At 59.4% G+C, this 13,539-nt stretch carries 14 protein-coding genes; 10 read left to right on the top strand and 4 right to left on the bottom strand.

The annotated features are described in order from the left end of the window. Positions 1-100: 100 nt before the first annotated feature. Positions 101-865, top strand: a complete 765-nt coding sequence (cysZ, locus tag I6L40_RS08075) for a sulfate transporter CysZ (protein ID WP_216995251.1) — start codon at positions 101-103, stop codon at positions 863-865. Positions 866-1,009: 144 nt separating this feature from the next. After that, positions 1,010-1,624 (top strand): trimeric intracellular cation channel family protein, encoded by a 615-nt coding sequence (locus I6L40_RS08070; protein WP_033115777.1) that lies wholly within the window; start codon positions 1,010-1,012, stop codon positions 1,622-1,624. Positions 1,625-1,709: 85 nt separating this feature from the next. On the opposite strand, the gene I6L40_RS08065 is transcribed toward I6L40_RS08070, so the two are convergent. From I6L40_RS08065 to I6L40_RS08055, 3 genes are all read right to left on the bottom strand, one after another. Beyond that, on the bottom strand, positions 1,710-1,961 hold the full coding sequence (locus I6L40_RS08065) for a lipoprotein (RefSeq protein ID WP_041208149.1): 252 nt from the start codon (positions 1,959-1,961) through the stop codon (positions 1,710-1,712). Positions 1,962-2,010: 49 nt separating this feature from the next. Continuing rightward, positions 2,011-2,556 (bottom strand): YcbK family protein, encoded by a 546-nt coding sequence (locus I6L40_RS08060; protein ID WP_033115779.1) that lies wholly within the window; start codon positions 2,554-2,556, stop codon positions 2,011-2,013. A gap of 163 nt (positions 2,557-2,719) precedes the next feature. Continuing rightward, the gene (locus tag I6L40_RS08055) at positions 2,720-4,204 is read right to left on the bottom strand and encodes a murein L,D-transpeptidase (protein ID WP_216995250.1); all 1,485 of its coding nucleotides are present in this window, start codon (positions 4,202-4,204) and stop codon (positions 2,720-2,722) included. A 658-nt stretch (positions 4,205-4,862) separates the two neighbouring features. Here I6L40_RS08055 and I6L40_RS08050 point away from each other — a divergent pair. The 5 genes from I6L40_RS08050 (at position 4,863) to I6L40_RS08030 (ending at position 10,346) form a co-directional block, all read left to right on the top strand. Next, positions 4,863-5,408, top strand: a complete 546-nt coding sequence (locus I6L40_RS08050; protein WP_033115781.1) for a hypothetical protein — start codon at positions 4,863-4,865, stop codon at positions 5,406-5,408. Positions 5,409-5,461: 53 nt separating this feature from the next. Further along, entirely contained in the window at positions 5,462-6,469 is a 1,008-nt protein-coding gene (locus tag I6L40_RS08045; protein ID WP_033115782.1) for a glycosyltransferase family 2 protein, read from the top strand. After that, positions 6,469-6,840: a GtrA family protein gene (locus I6L40_RS08040; protein ID WP_033115783.1), complete on the top strand. Its 372-nt coding sequence runs from the start codon at positions 6,469-6,471 to the stop codon at positions 6,838-6,840. The genes I6L40_RS08045 and I6L40_RS08040 overlap by 1 nt, the downstream gene beginning before the upstream one ends. Then, positions 6,840-8,006: a hypothetical protein gene (locus I6L40_RS08035; RefSeq protein WP_216995249.1), complete on the top strand. Its 1,167-nt coding sequence runs from the start codon at positions 6,840-6,842 to the stop codon at positions 8,004-8,006. Before I6L40_RS08040 ends, I6L40_RS08035 begins: the two co-directional genes overlap by 1 nt. Before the next feature lie 228 nt (positions 8,007-8,234). Further along, positions 8,235-10,346: an alpha-amylase gene (locus I6L40_RS08030; protein ID WP_216995248.1), complete on the top strand. Its 2,112-nt coding sequence runs from the start codon at positions 8,235-8,237 to the stop codon at positions 10,344-10,346. 68 nt (positions 10,347-10,414) lie between these two features. Here I6L40_RS08030 and I6L40_RS08025 read toward each other — a convergent pair whose 3' ends face one another. Further along, positions 10,415-11,041: a glutathione S-transferase gene (locus I6L40_RS08025; RefSeq protein ID WP_216995247.1), complete on the bottom strand. Its 627-nt coding sequence runs from the start codon at positions 11,039-11,041 to the stop codon at positions 10,415-10,417. 168 nt (positions 11,042-11,209) lie between these two features. Between I6L40_RS08025 and I6L40_RS08020 the strand changes: the two genes are divergently transcribed. The 3 genes from I6L40_RS08020 (at position 11,210) to I6L40_RS08010 (ending at position 13,473) form a co-directional block, all read left to right on the top strand. After that, positions 11,210-11,854, top strand: a complete 645-nt coding sequence (locus I6L40_RS08020) for a response regulator transcription factor (protein ID WP_216995246.1) — start codon at positions 11,210-11,212, stop codon at positions 11,852-11,854. Between the two features lie 87 nt (positions 11,855-11,941). Further along, on the top strand, positions 11,942-12,523 hold the full coding sequence (locus I6L40_RS08015) for a TetR/AcrR family transcriptional regulator (RefSeq protein WP_216995245.1): 582 nt from the start codon (positions 11,942-11,944) through the stop codon (positions 12,521-12,523). Positions 12,524-12,594: 71 nt separating this feature from the next. Then, entirely contained in the window at positions 12,595-13,473 is an 879-nt protein-coding gene (locus I6L40_RS08010) for an alpha/beta hydrolase (RefSeq protein ID WP_216995244.1), read from the top strand. The last annotated feature ends 66 nt before the right edge of the window (positions 13,474-13,539 follow it).

The following is a 13,539-nucleotide window of genomic DNA, read 5'->3' as shown; positions in this document are numbered from 1 at the left end:
ATCAGTGGCTAAATAAAGGGGAGGCGGGCAGGCGACTTTACCAAATCAAAAGCTTGTTTGTAATATGCTGACTGTCTTCCCATGCACAGATGGAGCTCATATGAGCCAATCACCCCATATGGTCAAAGCATCAATCAGCGGTGCAGATTACTTCCTGCGCGGTTTTTCCCTCATCCGCCAGCCCGGCATCCGCACCTTCGTGCTGATCCCCCTGCTGGTCAACTTCGTGCTGTTCGCCGGCGCCTTCTATGCTCTGCTGTTGCAACTCGACAGCCTGTTCGCCTGGCTGCACCAGCAGATCCCGGCCTGGCTCAACTGGCTGGATTACCTGCTCTGGCCAATCGCCCTCATCACCATACTGGTGGTCTTCTCTTTTATCTTCAGCTCGGTCGCCAACTGGATTGCAGCACCCTTCAACGGGCTGCTGGCTGAAAAGGTGGAGCAGATCCTGACCGGCGAGGCTCCCAACGACAGCGGCATGCTCGATATCGTCAAGGATGTGCCGCGCACCTTCGGTCGCGAGTGGAAGAAGCTCAAGTACTACCTGCCCAAGGCGATCGGCTGTCTCATCCTCTTCCTTATTCCCGTGGTCGGCCAGACTTTAGCCCCCGTGCTCTGGTTCCTGTTCAGCGCCTGGATGATGGCGATCCAGTACATCGACTATCCGTTCGACAACCACAAGATCGACTTCATCACCATGCGCGATGCCTTGAAGCAGCGCCGTGGCCAGTGCCTCAGCTTTGGCGCTCTGGTGACCCTCTTCTCCGCCATTCCGGTGGTGAACCTGTTCGTGATGCCGGTCGCCATCTGTGGCGCTACCGCCATCTGGGTCGATCACTATCGGCAGGAGCTGCTGCGCCGCTGATCCTCAAGCAGTGATTAAAAAGGCACCTTTCAGGGTGCCTTTTTGCTTTTTCGCATGAATTAAAATAATGGATATGTTGCTTTGCTTGTCCCCTATAGTCCGAGTTGTTAGGATGCTCGCCTTTCTCGTACCCTGGGATATCTCATGTTACATGCACTCTTCTTGCTGGGCCTGGTGGCCGAAGGGATGACTGGTGCGCTGGCAGCGGGCCGGCGACGGATGGATCTGTTTGGTGTGGTGATCATCGCCTCGGCAACCGCCATCGGCGGCGGTACCATCCGCGATGTGCTGCTGGGGCACTATCCCCTGCTCTGGGTCGAGCATCCGGAATATGTGCTGCTGGTTGCGGGCTCGGCCATGGCCGGGGTCATCTCGGCGCCGCTGATGCGCTACCTCGGCAAGCTCTTTATGGCGCTCGATGCGCTGGGTCTGGTGGTCTTCTCCATTTTCGGCGCAGCAAGAGCGCTGGAAATGGGACATGGCGCCGGCATCGCCTGCATCATGGCGGTCGTGACCGGGGTCTTTGGCGGGGTGCTGCGGGATCTGCTCTGCCAGCGCATTCCACTGGTGTTTCGCCGCGAGCTCTATGCCGCCATTTCCCTCATCACGGCAGCCCTCTACTGCCTGGCGCTGGATCAGGGGCTGCCGACCAACTGGGCGGCCTTTGGGGCGATTGGCATCGGCTTTGTACTGCGCCTCCTGGCGGTTCGCTTCAAGTGGGGATTGCCCACCTTCAACTACCAGTACGCAACCCACTGAGTACGCCAGCTTTTGGCGAGACAGCCCGGATTGCGGACAACAAAAAAGCGCCGACATGGCGCTTTTTTCATGGGCTCTTGCAGCCTCAGTTAATCCCTTCCGAACTGAAGAAGGTCGCCTTGTCGGCGATGAAGCGGATCTTGATGTTCTTGCCATCACTACCCCAGATACAGCTGGTGGTTCCCAGTGCATCGTCACAACGCTCGGCTTTGCCCAGAATAGCGCTGGCCTCGGCGTAGCTCATCCCCATCTTCAGCTTGTCGTAGTTGTCGCGGTTGAGCTTGCTGCAACCGGTCAATGCCAGGGCGATCAGGATCCCCGTTACCAGACGTTTCATCTGTCTCTCCTCTCTCAATCATTGGAGCCTAACAGGTTGGCCCGGGTGATCACCAGCTTCGTACAGGGCCTGTGTCGAGGTGAACGAAGTTGTCATGGGGGTAGTAGCCGACGCCACCGACCTTGAGATGGAGCGCAGCCTTGCGCAAATTCGCCAGCTGCACGCCGGGAATGCGCACATCGACCGCCTGTCCCAGAGTGTGGTAGCTATGCTTGGCAACCCCGCGGCTTCTGCGGCGCTTCTGGCGATTGGTCGCCGGCGCCCGATAACCGGAGATGAGCTGGATCTCCCCTCGCCGCCCCAGCTTGTGCTGCAGCAGGAAGAGCTGATCGAACAGCTTGGTATCGATGTCGAACACTTCATTGCGACGATAGTCGCGGAAGATATGGTTCAGTTCGGCCAGCCCGTCATTGAGATAGCGGCCATTTTCCCAATAACTGACCCTTGCCCGCTCACCGGTGTTGAGATTGAAAAAGCTCAGTTCACGACCAGTGGTACTGCGGCTTGCCAGCGCCGGGAAAGAGACCAGCGAGCTGCCCAACAGGCAACCGGCTCCCAGCAACAGGCGACGACGACTTATCTCTTGTTCCAGCATAAGGGGTCCGTCCATCGCAGATTCAAGCGACATGGTTGAATAAAGATTGTTCAATGAATTCGGTTCAGGCGCTTGAAACTACCTCCCGACCGGGATCATGTCAAACCTCTCTCGCCCATGAAAAAGCCCGGCTATGGCCGGGCTTTTCACTCTGTGGCAGGGATCACAGCAGACGGCTCTGGAAGCTGACTCGATCAAATCCGTAGATGTCGTTGCGCAGTTGCTGACGACCATCTTCGTCGATCCAGCTGCTCCAGTAGACAGTAAACACCGGAATTGGCTTGGTCAGCGGCAACCACTTGGTCTCGCTATCCTTGAGGATCGACGCCACCTTGTCCGGCTGGTAGCGGGAGTCAGCCAGCAACAGTTCGGCCAGATCATCTGCATGCTCGACCCGGATACAACCCGAGCTAAAGGCGCGAGCCCCCTGCTCAAACAGGGATTTGCGCGGTGTCGAGTGGAGGTAGATGGCCTCGTTGTTGGGCAGGTAGAACTTGTAGCGACCGAGCGCGTTGTGATCGCCCGGCTTTTGCCGCAGACGATAAGGGAAACCGGCGGCCAGCGCCTGACGCCACCCCTCTTCGGTGAACTGAACCGGGTTGCCCTCACCATCGATCACATCGAACTGCTCACGACTCAGATAGGCAGGATCGCGACTCAGCTTGGGCAGAATATCCTTGCTCAGAATGGAGCGCGGCACATGCCAGGAGGGGTTGAGCACGATGGAACGAATTTCGCTGGCGAGGATGGGCGTAGCACGCTGCTCCTTGCCGACGATGACCCGGCTGGTAAAGACCTCGTTACCGGACTCCACCACACTCAGGCGATAGTCAGGAATGTTGACCAGTACATAACGGGGCTTGCTCAACTGATCGACCAGATCACGGCGCCAGAGGTTACGCAGCAGCAGGCTGGCACGAACTTGCGGCCCGGTATTGAGCCAGGAGCGGGTCTGACGGCCGATCACGCCGTCGGCGGTCAGGCCGTGACGACGCTGGAACTGCTTGATGGCCTGCTCGGTATCGGCGTCATAGATGGCATCGCCGTGCCTGGGCGCGCTATCTCCCAGCTCGTTGAGCATGGTACGGATCTGGCCAAGCTCGTCAGAGCTCTCGCCGGCACGCAGGGTCGGCATGTCGAGGGTGGGCCACTTATTGGCCATCGGCATCGCCAAAAGCTTGTGGACCTTCTCCCGCACCGCATCATATTCAGCCACCTGAGGGCGCAGCGATTTCACCTGAGTGAGCAGGTCATCATCGCTTGGTTTGGTGACCACGGGACGGTTCAGATCGAACTTGAGCGTCTTCATCTGTTCCCGGGAGACCAGATCCATCGAGCGCCAGGCATACTGAAAGCGACTCAGCTTGGCGAACGCTTCATCATAGATAGCGCCCCGCGCCGCAGCAGGAGTTGCCTGCATCCGTCGCCAGAGCTTGAAGAAATCGGGATGGAGCTGGGCAAGTACCGCTTCCTGCAGCTGCTGTTCCAACTCGATACGGGCCTGTTCGGCCTTGCTGCCCTGATACCAGTCATGCTGGGTTTTGCTGGCAGCGACTACCACCTGTGCCTCGGCCGCATGCACTACTCCGGCAGGCAAACAGCCAAACCAGACCAGATTGGCAAGGGCCAGCCAATACTTCATCCCCATGGATACCTCAAAACGATGTGTTCACTCTGTCAGACCCTCTGGTCCGGCTGCTCATGATGCGTGAATGGCTATCACTTTGCCAGCACCCCGGAACATAGCGCCACCAGATAATTTCATTGTCATTGATTGAATCGCAATCGGCCAATTCACCCGTTGCTGCGAGCGGAAGAGCCAGCATCCGACCGCCAATCGCCATATAAAAGCAAGGTGCTCACCAGTGCTGCACCGACATGCGTAAAGCCGCTACAGAGCAGGTGGTCAGCCGGTGTGTGATAACCACGCCCTGGCTAATGAGGTCAGCCCGAAACGCTCCAGGTTTATCGACTGCCACCTCGACTGACTGAAGGGGTAAACCGGTAAAAAAGGGGCTCATATCAGTGCTATTGGAACTATCAGTAACGCCAGTGACGCCATCCGCAAGAAAATGACGCAGCAAACAGCACCCTTTTCTTATGCCAAAGAGAAGCATTCCTTTGTAATCAGCCACTTCCATAATGTTTGTTTTATCAACAAACAGTCGAGTAGGGTTTGGAGCATCGAGCAAAAGGGGTTAATATGTGACCAAATATTTTTTTGTGATCCACTATGCTTTTTTTGCAATTGGATTAGCATATGCGCGAGATCTGCCTACCAATTTCAGTCAGGCGTAGAGAGTGATATGACGTATAAAAAGTTTGGTTTTCTGACCGCCATCCTGGCGCTGAGCGGTTTCTATCTTTACACCCTCTATCTGGCGGCTCACCCCAACGTGAGTCTGGCCTACCGACTCTATTATCTGGAGGGGAAAACCCGTTTCTGGGAACACAACTCCAGCATGACCTACCTGCCGGGCAACGAGCTCAACCTCACCAAACCGAGCCGTTTCCTGTCGAGCGAAGGCTGGGCTAAAAAGCCGAGCGAAGAAGGCACCCAGCTGAGCGGCAAGGGCGGCCTCTACTTCGTGCTGCCCAAGCAGGCTGCCAATCCGGAAGAGCTGACCATCCACGCTCGCGTCAACAGCCCGCAAGCGGGCGCTCTGCTGCAGGTTGCGCTCGGTCACGACTTTACCACCACGGTCAAACTGGCCAAGGCCGGGATTAACGAAATCCGTCTCAGCCTGCCGGGGGATTCCCTCACCGCAGATCCCAAGCGCCCCAATTTTCTGGCGCTCTCGGCACCAACCCCCATCAACGTTCAATCAGTGCGCCTGACCGTTGCCCAGTGATATTTGCCCTGAACACCGTTTTATAAAAACTACTATCCAATAAGGACGTTCTTATGTCGTATCCAGATTTTCGACTCTCTCTGGTCGTTCCCGTTTACAACGAGGAAGAGAGCATCGATGCCTTCATCAACGCGATAGACAACGAACTGGCCCCGCTGAAAGACCAGCTTGAAATTGTATTCGTCAACGATGGCAGCCGTGATCGCACCCGTGAAGTGGTCGAGCAGGCTATCGCCCGCGATCCCCGCGTAACCTTGGTCAACCTGGCCCGCAACTTTGGTAAAGAGGCAGCTCTCACCGCCGGTCTGCATCAGGCCAAAGGGGATGCAGTAGTGCCGATGGACGTGGATCTGCAGGATCCTCCCGCCCTGATCTTGGAGTTCGTCAAACTGTGGCAAACCGGTGACTACGACACCGTCTACGGCATCCGCGTCGATCGCAGCGCCGATACCCCGATGAAGCGCCTGACTGCCGGCGGCTTCTACCGCTTCTTCAACGCCCTCTCCACCAGCACCAAGCTGCCGGAGAACGCCGGTGACTTCCGTCTGATCGACCGCAAGGTGGTTGAGGCTATCAAGCAACTGCCGGAGCGCAACCGCTTCATGAAGGGGCTGTTTGCCTGGGCCGGTTTCCGTGCCGTTGGCGTTCCCTACGAGCGTCCCGCTCGTCATGCCGGCGAGACCAAGTTCAACTACTGGAAACTGTGGAACTTCGCCCTCGACGGTCTGCTCAGCTTCTCCAGCTGGCCGCTGCGGGTGTGGAGCTACGTGGGCGTGAGCGTCTCTCTGGTCGCCTTCCTCTACATCCTGAAAATCATCACCCAGGTGCTCTTCTTCGGTATCGACGTACCGGGTTATGCCTCTCTGATGTCGGTGGTGCTGTTCCTCGGCGGTATCCAGCTGCTGTCCCTCGGTATCATCGGCGAGTATATCGGCCGCATGTTCGTGGAAGTGAAACAGCGCCCTGTCTACCTTATCGAGGGAGTCTACGGCCAGTACGCCAAGGAGGCGGGCAACAAGCAGGATGACGAGCAACAAGAGCAGCAGGAGCAAGCGTCCTGATGATCTCCCGCGAGGAATTCTGGCGGCTGGTTCGTTTCGGTTTTGTCGGCGGGGGGGCTACCCTCGTCGATCTGGGCACCTCCATCGCCCTGTTTCACACCTGGCCAACCATCTCCGAACATCTGGTGACGACACTGGCTTTTGCCGTCGCCTTCTGGTTTTCGTTCTTCGGTCACCGTTACATCACCTTCCAGAAGCAGGGAGCCGCCAGCAAGTTTCTGCTGGTCGCCCTCTTCTCGCTGGCGGTGCGTAACCTGATCCTGAGCGGTCTGCTGTTTGCGGGTCTCTCCGGTCTCGTCCCGGTGGTTATTGCCACCCTGACCGTCACTGTACTCACCTACATCCTCTCTCGCGTCTGGGTTTTTGCCTGATGAATGACATGACCAATACCGCTTCCCTGCCCGGGGACAGCCTCCCCTATCGCCCGTCACTACGCATCAGCGGCCGTGACTGGCTGATGATCATTGCCGCCTTCGTGCTGAGCCGCGTTGCCCTCTATGGCATGGGCTATTTCGGTGTCCAGCTCTATGGCACTCTCGGTATCGGGCCACTGCAAGCCTATTGCCAGTTCGACTGCGTCTGGTTCCAGCGCATCATCGAAAACGGCTACGACCTCTACCCGCGCTGGCTGAGCAAGGGCAATGCGGCCAACTGGGCCTTCATGCCGCTCTATCCGATGGTCTCCGGCGCCATCTCCAACCTGCTCAATGTCGAGAGCCTGATCGGCCTCATCATTGTCGCCAACGCCTCCTTCTTCGCCAGCCTGCCGCTGATGCTGCTGGTGCTGCGCCAGCTCAAGCTGGGTGATGACACCGCCCGTTTCGGCGTCTGGCTGCTGGCCTTCTCCCCCTTCTCCGCCTACTTCGTCTCCGGTTATACCGAGTCGACCTTTATGGCGCTGATGCTGGGGATGTTCCTGTTTGCCTACCGGCAGCAGTGGCTGATGGTGGCACTGCTCGGGGTGTTCATCTCCGCCACCCGCAACCTGGGTGTGATGATGGTCTTCCCGGTGCTAATCCTGGCGCTGCAGGCTTACGGCTGGCGCGAGTTCTTCCGCTTCACCGAGCGCGCCTTCAAGGTGGTCTTCACCCTCTGGATGATCCCTTTTGGCCTGTTTGCCTACATGCTTTACCTCTATCACCTCACCGGTGATGCGATGGCCTTCAAGCACATTCAGGTAGCATGGGGCCGTTATATGGACAGCCCGCTGGACTGGTGGCTAAGCGGTTTCGAGCTGGGCGGTCGCAAGGCCTACCTCTCCATCATGGTGATCTTCGGCTGGGGTCTGAACCTCTATCTGTTCAGCCAGAAGCGCTGGGCCGAAGCGACCCTGATGTTCATCTGCTGCACCATTCCGCTGATGACCGGCCTCAACGCCATGCCGCGTTACATGTTTGGCCTCTACCCGACCATGCTGGCGCTGATCCTGCTGACCCATCGCTGGCCCGCCATGCGCCCGGCAGTGCTCTGCATCAGCGGCATGGTTGCCTCCTTCATCGCGGTGGCCTTCGTCAACTTCAAGTTCTTCACCGTCTGATGTGACGGCGATGGCTGAAACCTCAAATGCCGGTCAACTGACCGGCATTTTTTATGGCCGCTCTTTTTATCGGCTGTATTCCCCTGCCACTCCTCGTCACACTTTGCTCGGCTTGAAAACGTAACCATTTGAACTGATGTCACAAATCGGCATTTTGCCGATCCAAGGCTCTCTTTGCTCCTCCTAGAATGGGCCCTTGTCCGAACTACCCTGCTCAAGGAATGGCTTATGCGTCGCGCTCCCAACTTGTCCCCTCTCTGGCTCGCCCTGCTGGCCAGCCCTCTGTTGATCGGTCAGGCCATGGCCGCCCCCGAGGTTCGCCTCTATTTGGATGGTCAACCGGTAGCGACTCCGATCGCGCTGGACAAGGGGACGGTCGAGCTGACCCACACCCTCACCAAGGGGAGCCACCAGATCCGCATCAGCGACGCGGGCAACAGTTGCGGTACCAGCTTCGGCCCGAGCGAAAGCAAGCCTCTCCCCTTCGGCACCGCCCAGCCCATGGACAAGTGCAGCAAGGGGCAGAGCTTTAACCTGCGAGTGATGCTGGCGGGGGATTATCAGTTCACCTTCAACCCGGATACCCCCAGCCTCAAGGTGCTGCGGGCGACCAAAAAGAGCGAGTTCAAGCGCCAGCCGCCGGAGGAGCCCTGCATCAGCTGGGATGGCGGCCCGGTTACCGTATCCCTGAAAGGAGTCTGGCCCGACGGCACCCGACTGCGGGATGCCTACTCCGGTCAGGAGAATGTGGTCAAGGGCGGCAAGCTGACCCTGACGCCGAGCAAAGAGAGTGGCGGCCTGCTGCTGCTCGAGCCGGTCAAGGCGGCCAAGCCAGCACCGTTCAGCTGGGATCAGGCGAGTGTCTATTTCCTGCTGACCGACCGCTTCAACAACGGCGATCCCGCCAACGACCACAGTTTCGGGCGCAAGAAGGATGGTCAGGATGAAGTCGCCACCTGGCACGGCGGTGACTTCAAGGGGCTGACCGCCAAGCTCGACTACATCAAGCAGCTCGGCATCAACGCCATCTGGATCACCCCCATGGTGGAGCAGGTGCACGGCTTCATTGGCGGCGGCGAGCAGGGCAACTTCCCCTTCTACGCCTACCACGGCTACTGGGCGCTCGACTTCACCAAAATTGACCCCAACTACGGCGATGAAGAGAGCCTGAAAACCCTGGTGGACGAGGCCCACAAGCGCGGCATGCGCATCATCCTCGACGTGGTGATGAACCACGCCGGTTACGCCACCCTCGCCGACCTGCAGGATTTGGGGCTTACCGATCTCACCCGGAACACAGACAAGCTGCCGACCGTCTGGAACCAGTGGCGCCCGAGCGGTGGCCTCAACTGGCATGGCTACAACCAGTTCATCGACTACCAGTCGCCGAAGTGGGACAAGTGGTGGAGCGGTGACTGGGTGCGCGCCGGTCTGCCCGGTTATCCGCAGCCTGGCACCGACGACGTCACCGGCTCGGTGGCGGGGCTGCCGGACTTCCTGACCGAATCGACCAAGCCGGTGGGGCTGCCGCCGCTGCTGATGGCGAAAAAAGATACCAAGGCCAAGGCGCTGCCCGACACCACCGTGAGCGACTATCTCATCGCCTGGCACACCGACTGGGTGCGCCGCTTTGGCATCGACGGTTTTCGAGCCGATACCGTCAAACATCTGGAGCCCGAGGTATGGGCCCGCCTCAAGCAGGCTGGCACTGCTGCCCTCAAGGAGTGGAAGGTCGCCAACCCGACCAAGAAGCTCGACGACCTGCCCTTCTACATGGTGGGCGAGGTGTGGGATCACGGGGTTGCCAAGGATTTCTGGTATCAGAACGGCTTCGATTCACTGATCAACTTCGACTACCAGCGCGAGTTTGCCCTGCCCCAGGCCCAGTGTCTGGCCAGTGCCGAGCCCACCTATGCCAGCTACGCCAGTCGCATCAATCAGGATCCCGAGTTCAACGTGCTGAGCTACATCAGCTCCCACGACACCAAACTGTTCTTCGGCGACTATCAGGACGTGCCGCTGCAGCGCCGGGTCGCCAGCAGCTTTATGCTGCTGCCGGGTGGTATCCAGATCTACTACGGCGATGAGTCCGGCCGCGGGCTCGCCAAGGATGGTGGCGTGTTCGATCAAAGCTTGCGCTCGGACATGAACTGGCAGGAGCTGGCCGGCGGCGACAAGGCCGAGCTGGTCAAGCACTGGCAGCGGCTCGGCCAGTTCCGCGCAGCCCACCCGGCGGTGGCGGCGGGCAGCCACAAGAAGCTGGCCGACAGCCCCTATGCCTTCGTGCGAGAGAAGGGGGATGACAAGGTGGTCATCGTGTTCGCCGGCCGGCAAAAATAGAGGCGAAGAGGCTGAGAAAACAAGAGAGGGGTGCCAGTGGCGCCCCTCTCTTTTGCAAGTCTATCGGCTTACTGCGTCTGGCGTACAGCCGCCGGCCACTGCAGGCGCGCTTTGACCAGGGTCTCCTGCCACAACGGCCAGGTCAGCAGTGCCTGCTGATAGACCCCCGCCTGACCGGGCAACTGGATACCATAGCTGGCCAGCCGATAGGCCATCACCGCATAGAAGGCATCGACAATGCCCGCCTCGCCAAAGTAGAAGGGGCCCCGCGTCTGCGACCAGATCTCCTGCAAACGGGCCAGTTCGCCCACCACCTCAACCGGCGGCTCGATGCGGGTGGGAGCACCGAGGAAAAAGGGGAGCAGAGTGCGGATCTGGCGAAAACCGGCGTGCAACTCGGCGCAAAGGCTGCGAGCCAGCGCCCGCTCGGCCAGAGATGCGGGATAGAGCTGGCGATCTGGGCACAGCTCGTGAACATATTCGGCGATAGCCAGCGAGTCGTGAACCCGCACGCCATCGTGTTCTAGCCAGGGCACCAGCCCGGCAGGCGCCACCCGCTTGAGCCGCGCCAACGACTTGGCATCTTCCAGATCGAACACCTGCTCCTGCCATGTCAGGCCGCTCATGGCCAGCACCAGTGTCGCCCGCATCGCCCAGGTGGAACCCGTGCCCACCGTCAATACCAGAACTCCCATCTTTGCCTCCTGCAGGGACTTGCGCTTTACGCCCCGTCGGCCTCTTGGCACGACATCCGGCGCCCGCTTCACATTTGCGCACAGGCAGGTTTGACCCTCCCGATGAGCGATGCTAGTTTGATTTTTCAAAACAATCAGTTAGCAACCATGTGAGCCATTAACTGAGATATGGACAGCCAATTTACCATCGTCATCGCAGATGACCACCCCCTGTTTCGGGGCGCCCTCTATCAAGCGGTGCACATGGCTATCAACGATGCCCATCTGCTGGAAGCGGACTCCATCGACAGCCTTACCCACCTCCTCGGCGAGCATCCGGAGGTCGACCTGCTGCTGCTCGATCTCAAGATGCCGGGCGCCAACGGCTTTGAAGGGCTGGCTCACCTGCGCGGCCAGTATCCCGACCTGCCGGTCGTGGTGGTATCCGCCTCGGAAGACCCTGCCATTATCCAGCAGGTGTTGCGCCTTGGCGCGCTCGGCTTCATCCCCAAATCGGCGCCGATGAAGGAGCTGGTCACCGCCCTCAATACGGTGATCGGGGGCGATAACTGGATGCCGGAGGGGATCTCGCTCCATCCCGAATCGGAAGATGGCCCCGATTTCGCCAGCAAGCTTGCAAGCCTCACACCCCAGCAGTACAAGGTGCTGATCATGCTGCGTGACGGCAGCCTCAACAAGCAGATTGCCTGGGAGCTCAATGTCTCCGAGGCCACCATCAAGGCCCATATCACGGCAATTTTCCGCAAACTCGGGGTCAAGAACCGCACTCAGGCGGTCATCGCGTTGCAGCAGATGGATATCAAGGAGGGTTGAGCCCTCCCATCCAGCACGCCACTTATCTGCCGCTCGACAAATAGCACGATCGTACTTTATGCTGCCACCAGCCATGAGGAGATCGTGATGAGCAAGGGGCGCCTGACCCGGGAAAACATTTTGCAGACAGCCTTCGAGCAGGCGAGCCAGCAAGGGCTGGAGAGCCTCACCATCGGCTCGCTTGCCAATGCCTGCGAGATGTCGAAAAGCGGCCTGTTCGCCCACTTCCACTCTCGCGACAATCTGCAGATCGCCGTGCTGGAGTACGCAGCCGAGGTGTTTCGGACGCGGGTGATCCAGCCGGTGCGCCAGCAGGAACACCAGAGCCAGCACGACAAGCTGATCGCCCTGTTGCAGGCCTGGCTGGCCTGGAACCAGAGCTTTGCCGGACGCTGCATGTTTCTGGATGCCTGGACTTCGGCGCAGGAGGGCGAGGTACAGCAGGCAGCCCGCCAGCTGGTGCGCTTCTGGCTCGACTATCTGGCTCGTCAGGTCGCACAGGGACAGCTGGAGGGGGAGTGGCGCGAGGGGATGGATCCCTGGCGTGCCGTCTACCGCCTCTATGGCCTCTATCTGGCGGATCAGGTGTTCAACGCCCTCAATCTGTGTCAGGATCCGGCCCGCCACTTCTGGCCCGAAGTGGAAGACCTGCTCGCCAGCTGGTACTGATCTCCTGGCAATCCTTTTTTAAAACCGACAAAAAAGCACGACCGTTCGAACATAAAAACCACAGGATGACCATGAGCAGCAAGATCTACTTCAACACCCGCCGCTTCAGCCCGAGCAAATGGCTGCTGGGGATCGGCACCCGATTGCACCATACCCTGGCACCCGGCCATGCCAAGCGCACCGCCAGCAAGTTGCTGCTGACCCCCCAGCGCAACCAGCGGGACAACGCAGCGCCAGCCGGTCTGGTCAAGCAGGCCGTCCATACCAGCGAAGGGACGCTGATGAGCTACCGGCTCGGTCAGGGACCGCTCTGGCTGCTGATGCACGGCTGGTCAGGCAGTGCCAGCCAGTTCTATCCGCTGATGAGCCATATCGCTGCGCAGGGCTTTACGGCAATCGCCTACGATCACCCGGCCCACGGCCACAGCGCCGGCCATACCGGTCACCTGCCTCGCTTCGTGCGCGCCTTCGACGAGTTGACCGCCCGGCTGGCTACGGAAGTGGGCCCTGTCCATGGGGTTATCGCCCACAGCATGGGGGGCGCCGTCACCCTCTCCAGCCGCCAGCAGCATCTTGACGGGCAGCCGCTGCTGCTCATCTCGCCGGTGCTCGACTATGTGCCCCAGCTCTACGGCATGGTGGCACGCTCCGGCTACTCCATCCGGCTGTTCGATGCGGTGGTCAAGGAGATTGAGCAGGAGTATCAGCACCCATTGAGCACGGTCGATCCACTGGGTCGCCTTGCCCGCCGCAGTGGTGAGGCGATTATCGTGCACGACGAAGAGGACAGATTCGCCCCCCATAGCGACTCCCTGCGGGCCAGCCAGGATGGGCATACCCAGCTGGTAAGCACCCGGGGTCTGGGCCACGGTCGCATTCTTGCCAGTGCGCCGGTATTCGCCGCCTTCGATCAGCTGGCACGACCGGAAAATCCTCTCCGGGCCCTTTGACCGGGGGCCATGAAAAAAACGGGCAAGCGCCCGTTTTTATATTTGATACAGCGCCTTATAGTTAAT

The organism is Aeromonas sp. FDAARGOS 1410, from assembly GCF_019048745.1.
In the GTDB taxonomy this organism is placed as follows: Bacteria; Pseudomonadota; Gammaproteobacteria; order Enterobacterales; family Aeromonadaceae; genus Aeromonas; species Aeromonas jandaei.
The sequence above is the reverse complement of the archived record's forward strand: the minus strand, read 5'-3'. Positions and strand labels throughout refer to the sequence as shown.

Coding starts and splice junctions, on each gene's coding strand:
- I6L40_RS08060 (WP_033115779.1), bottom strand. CDS start 2,556: ATGCTGGAACAAGAGATAAGTCGTCGTCGCCTGTTGCTGGGAGCCGGT.
- I6L40_RS08045 (WP_033115782.1), top strand. CDS start 5,462: ATGTCGTATCCAGATTTTCGACTCTCTCTGGTCGTTCCCGTTTACAAC.
- I6L40_RS08050 (WP_033115781.1), top strand. CDS start 4,863: ATGACGTATAAAAAGTTTGGTTTTCTGACCGCCATCCTGGCGCTGAGC.
- I6L40_RS08070 (WP_033115777.1), top strand. CDS start 1,010: ATGTTACATGCACTCTTCTTGCTGGGCCTGGTGGCCGAAGGGATGACT.
- I6L40_RS08035 (WP_216995249.1), top strand. CDS start 6,840: ATGAATGACATGACCAATACCGCTTCCCTGCCCGGGGACAGCCTCCCC.
- I6L40_RS08030 (WP_216995248.1), top strand. CDS start 8,235: ATGCGTCGCGCTCCCAACTTGTCCCCTCTCTGGCTCGCCCTGCTGGCC.
- I6L40_RS08020 (WP_216995246.1), top strand. CDS start 11,210: ATGGACAGCCAATTTACCATCGTCATCGCAGATGACCACCCCCTGTTT.
- I6L40_RS08055 (WP_216995250.1), bottom strand. CDS start 4,204: ATGGGGATGAAGTATTGGCTGGCCCTTGCCAATCTGGTCTGGTTTGGC.
- I6L40_RS08015 (WP_216995245.1), top strand. CDS start 11,942: ATGAGCAAGGGGCGCCTGACCCGGGAAAACATTTTGCAGACAGCCTTC.
- I6L40_RS08010 (WP_216995244.1), top strand. CDS start 12,595: ATGAGCAGCAAGATCTACTTCAACACCCGCCGCTTCAGCCCGAGCAAA.
- I6L40_RS08025 (WP_216995247.1), bottom strand. CDS start 11,041: ATGGGAGTTCTGGTATTGACGGTGGGCACGGGTTCCACCTGGGCGATG.
- I6L40_RS08040 (WP_033115783.1), top strand. CDS start 6,469: ATGATCTCCCGCGAGGAATTCTGGCGGCTGGTTCGTTTCGGTTTTGTC.
- I6L40_RS08065 (WP_041208149.1), bottom strand. CDS start 1,961: ATGAAACGTCTGGTAACGGGGATCCTGATCGCCCTGGCATTGACCGGT.
- cysZ (WP_216995251.1), top strand. CDS start 101: ATGAGCCAATCACCCCATATGGTCAAAGCATCAATCAGCGGTGCAGAT.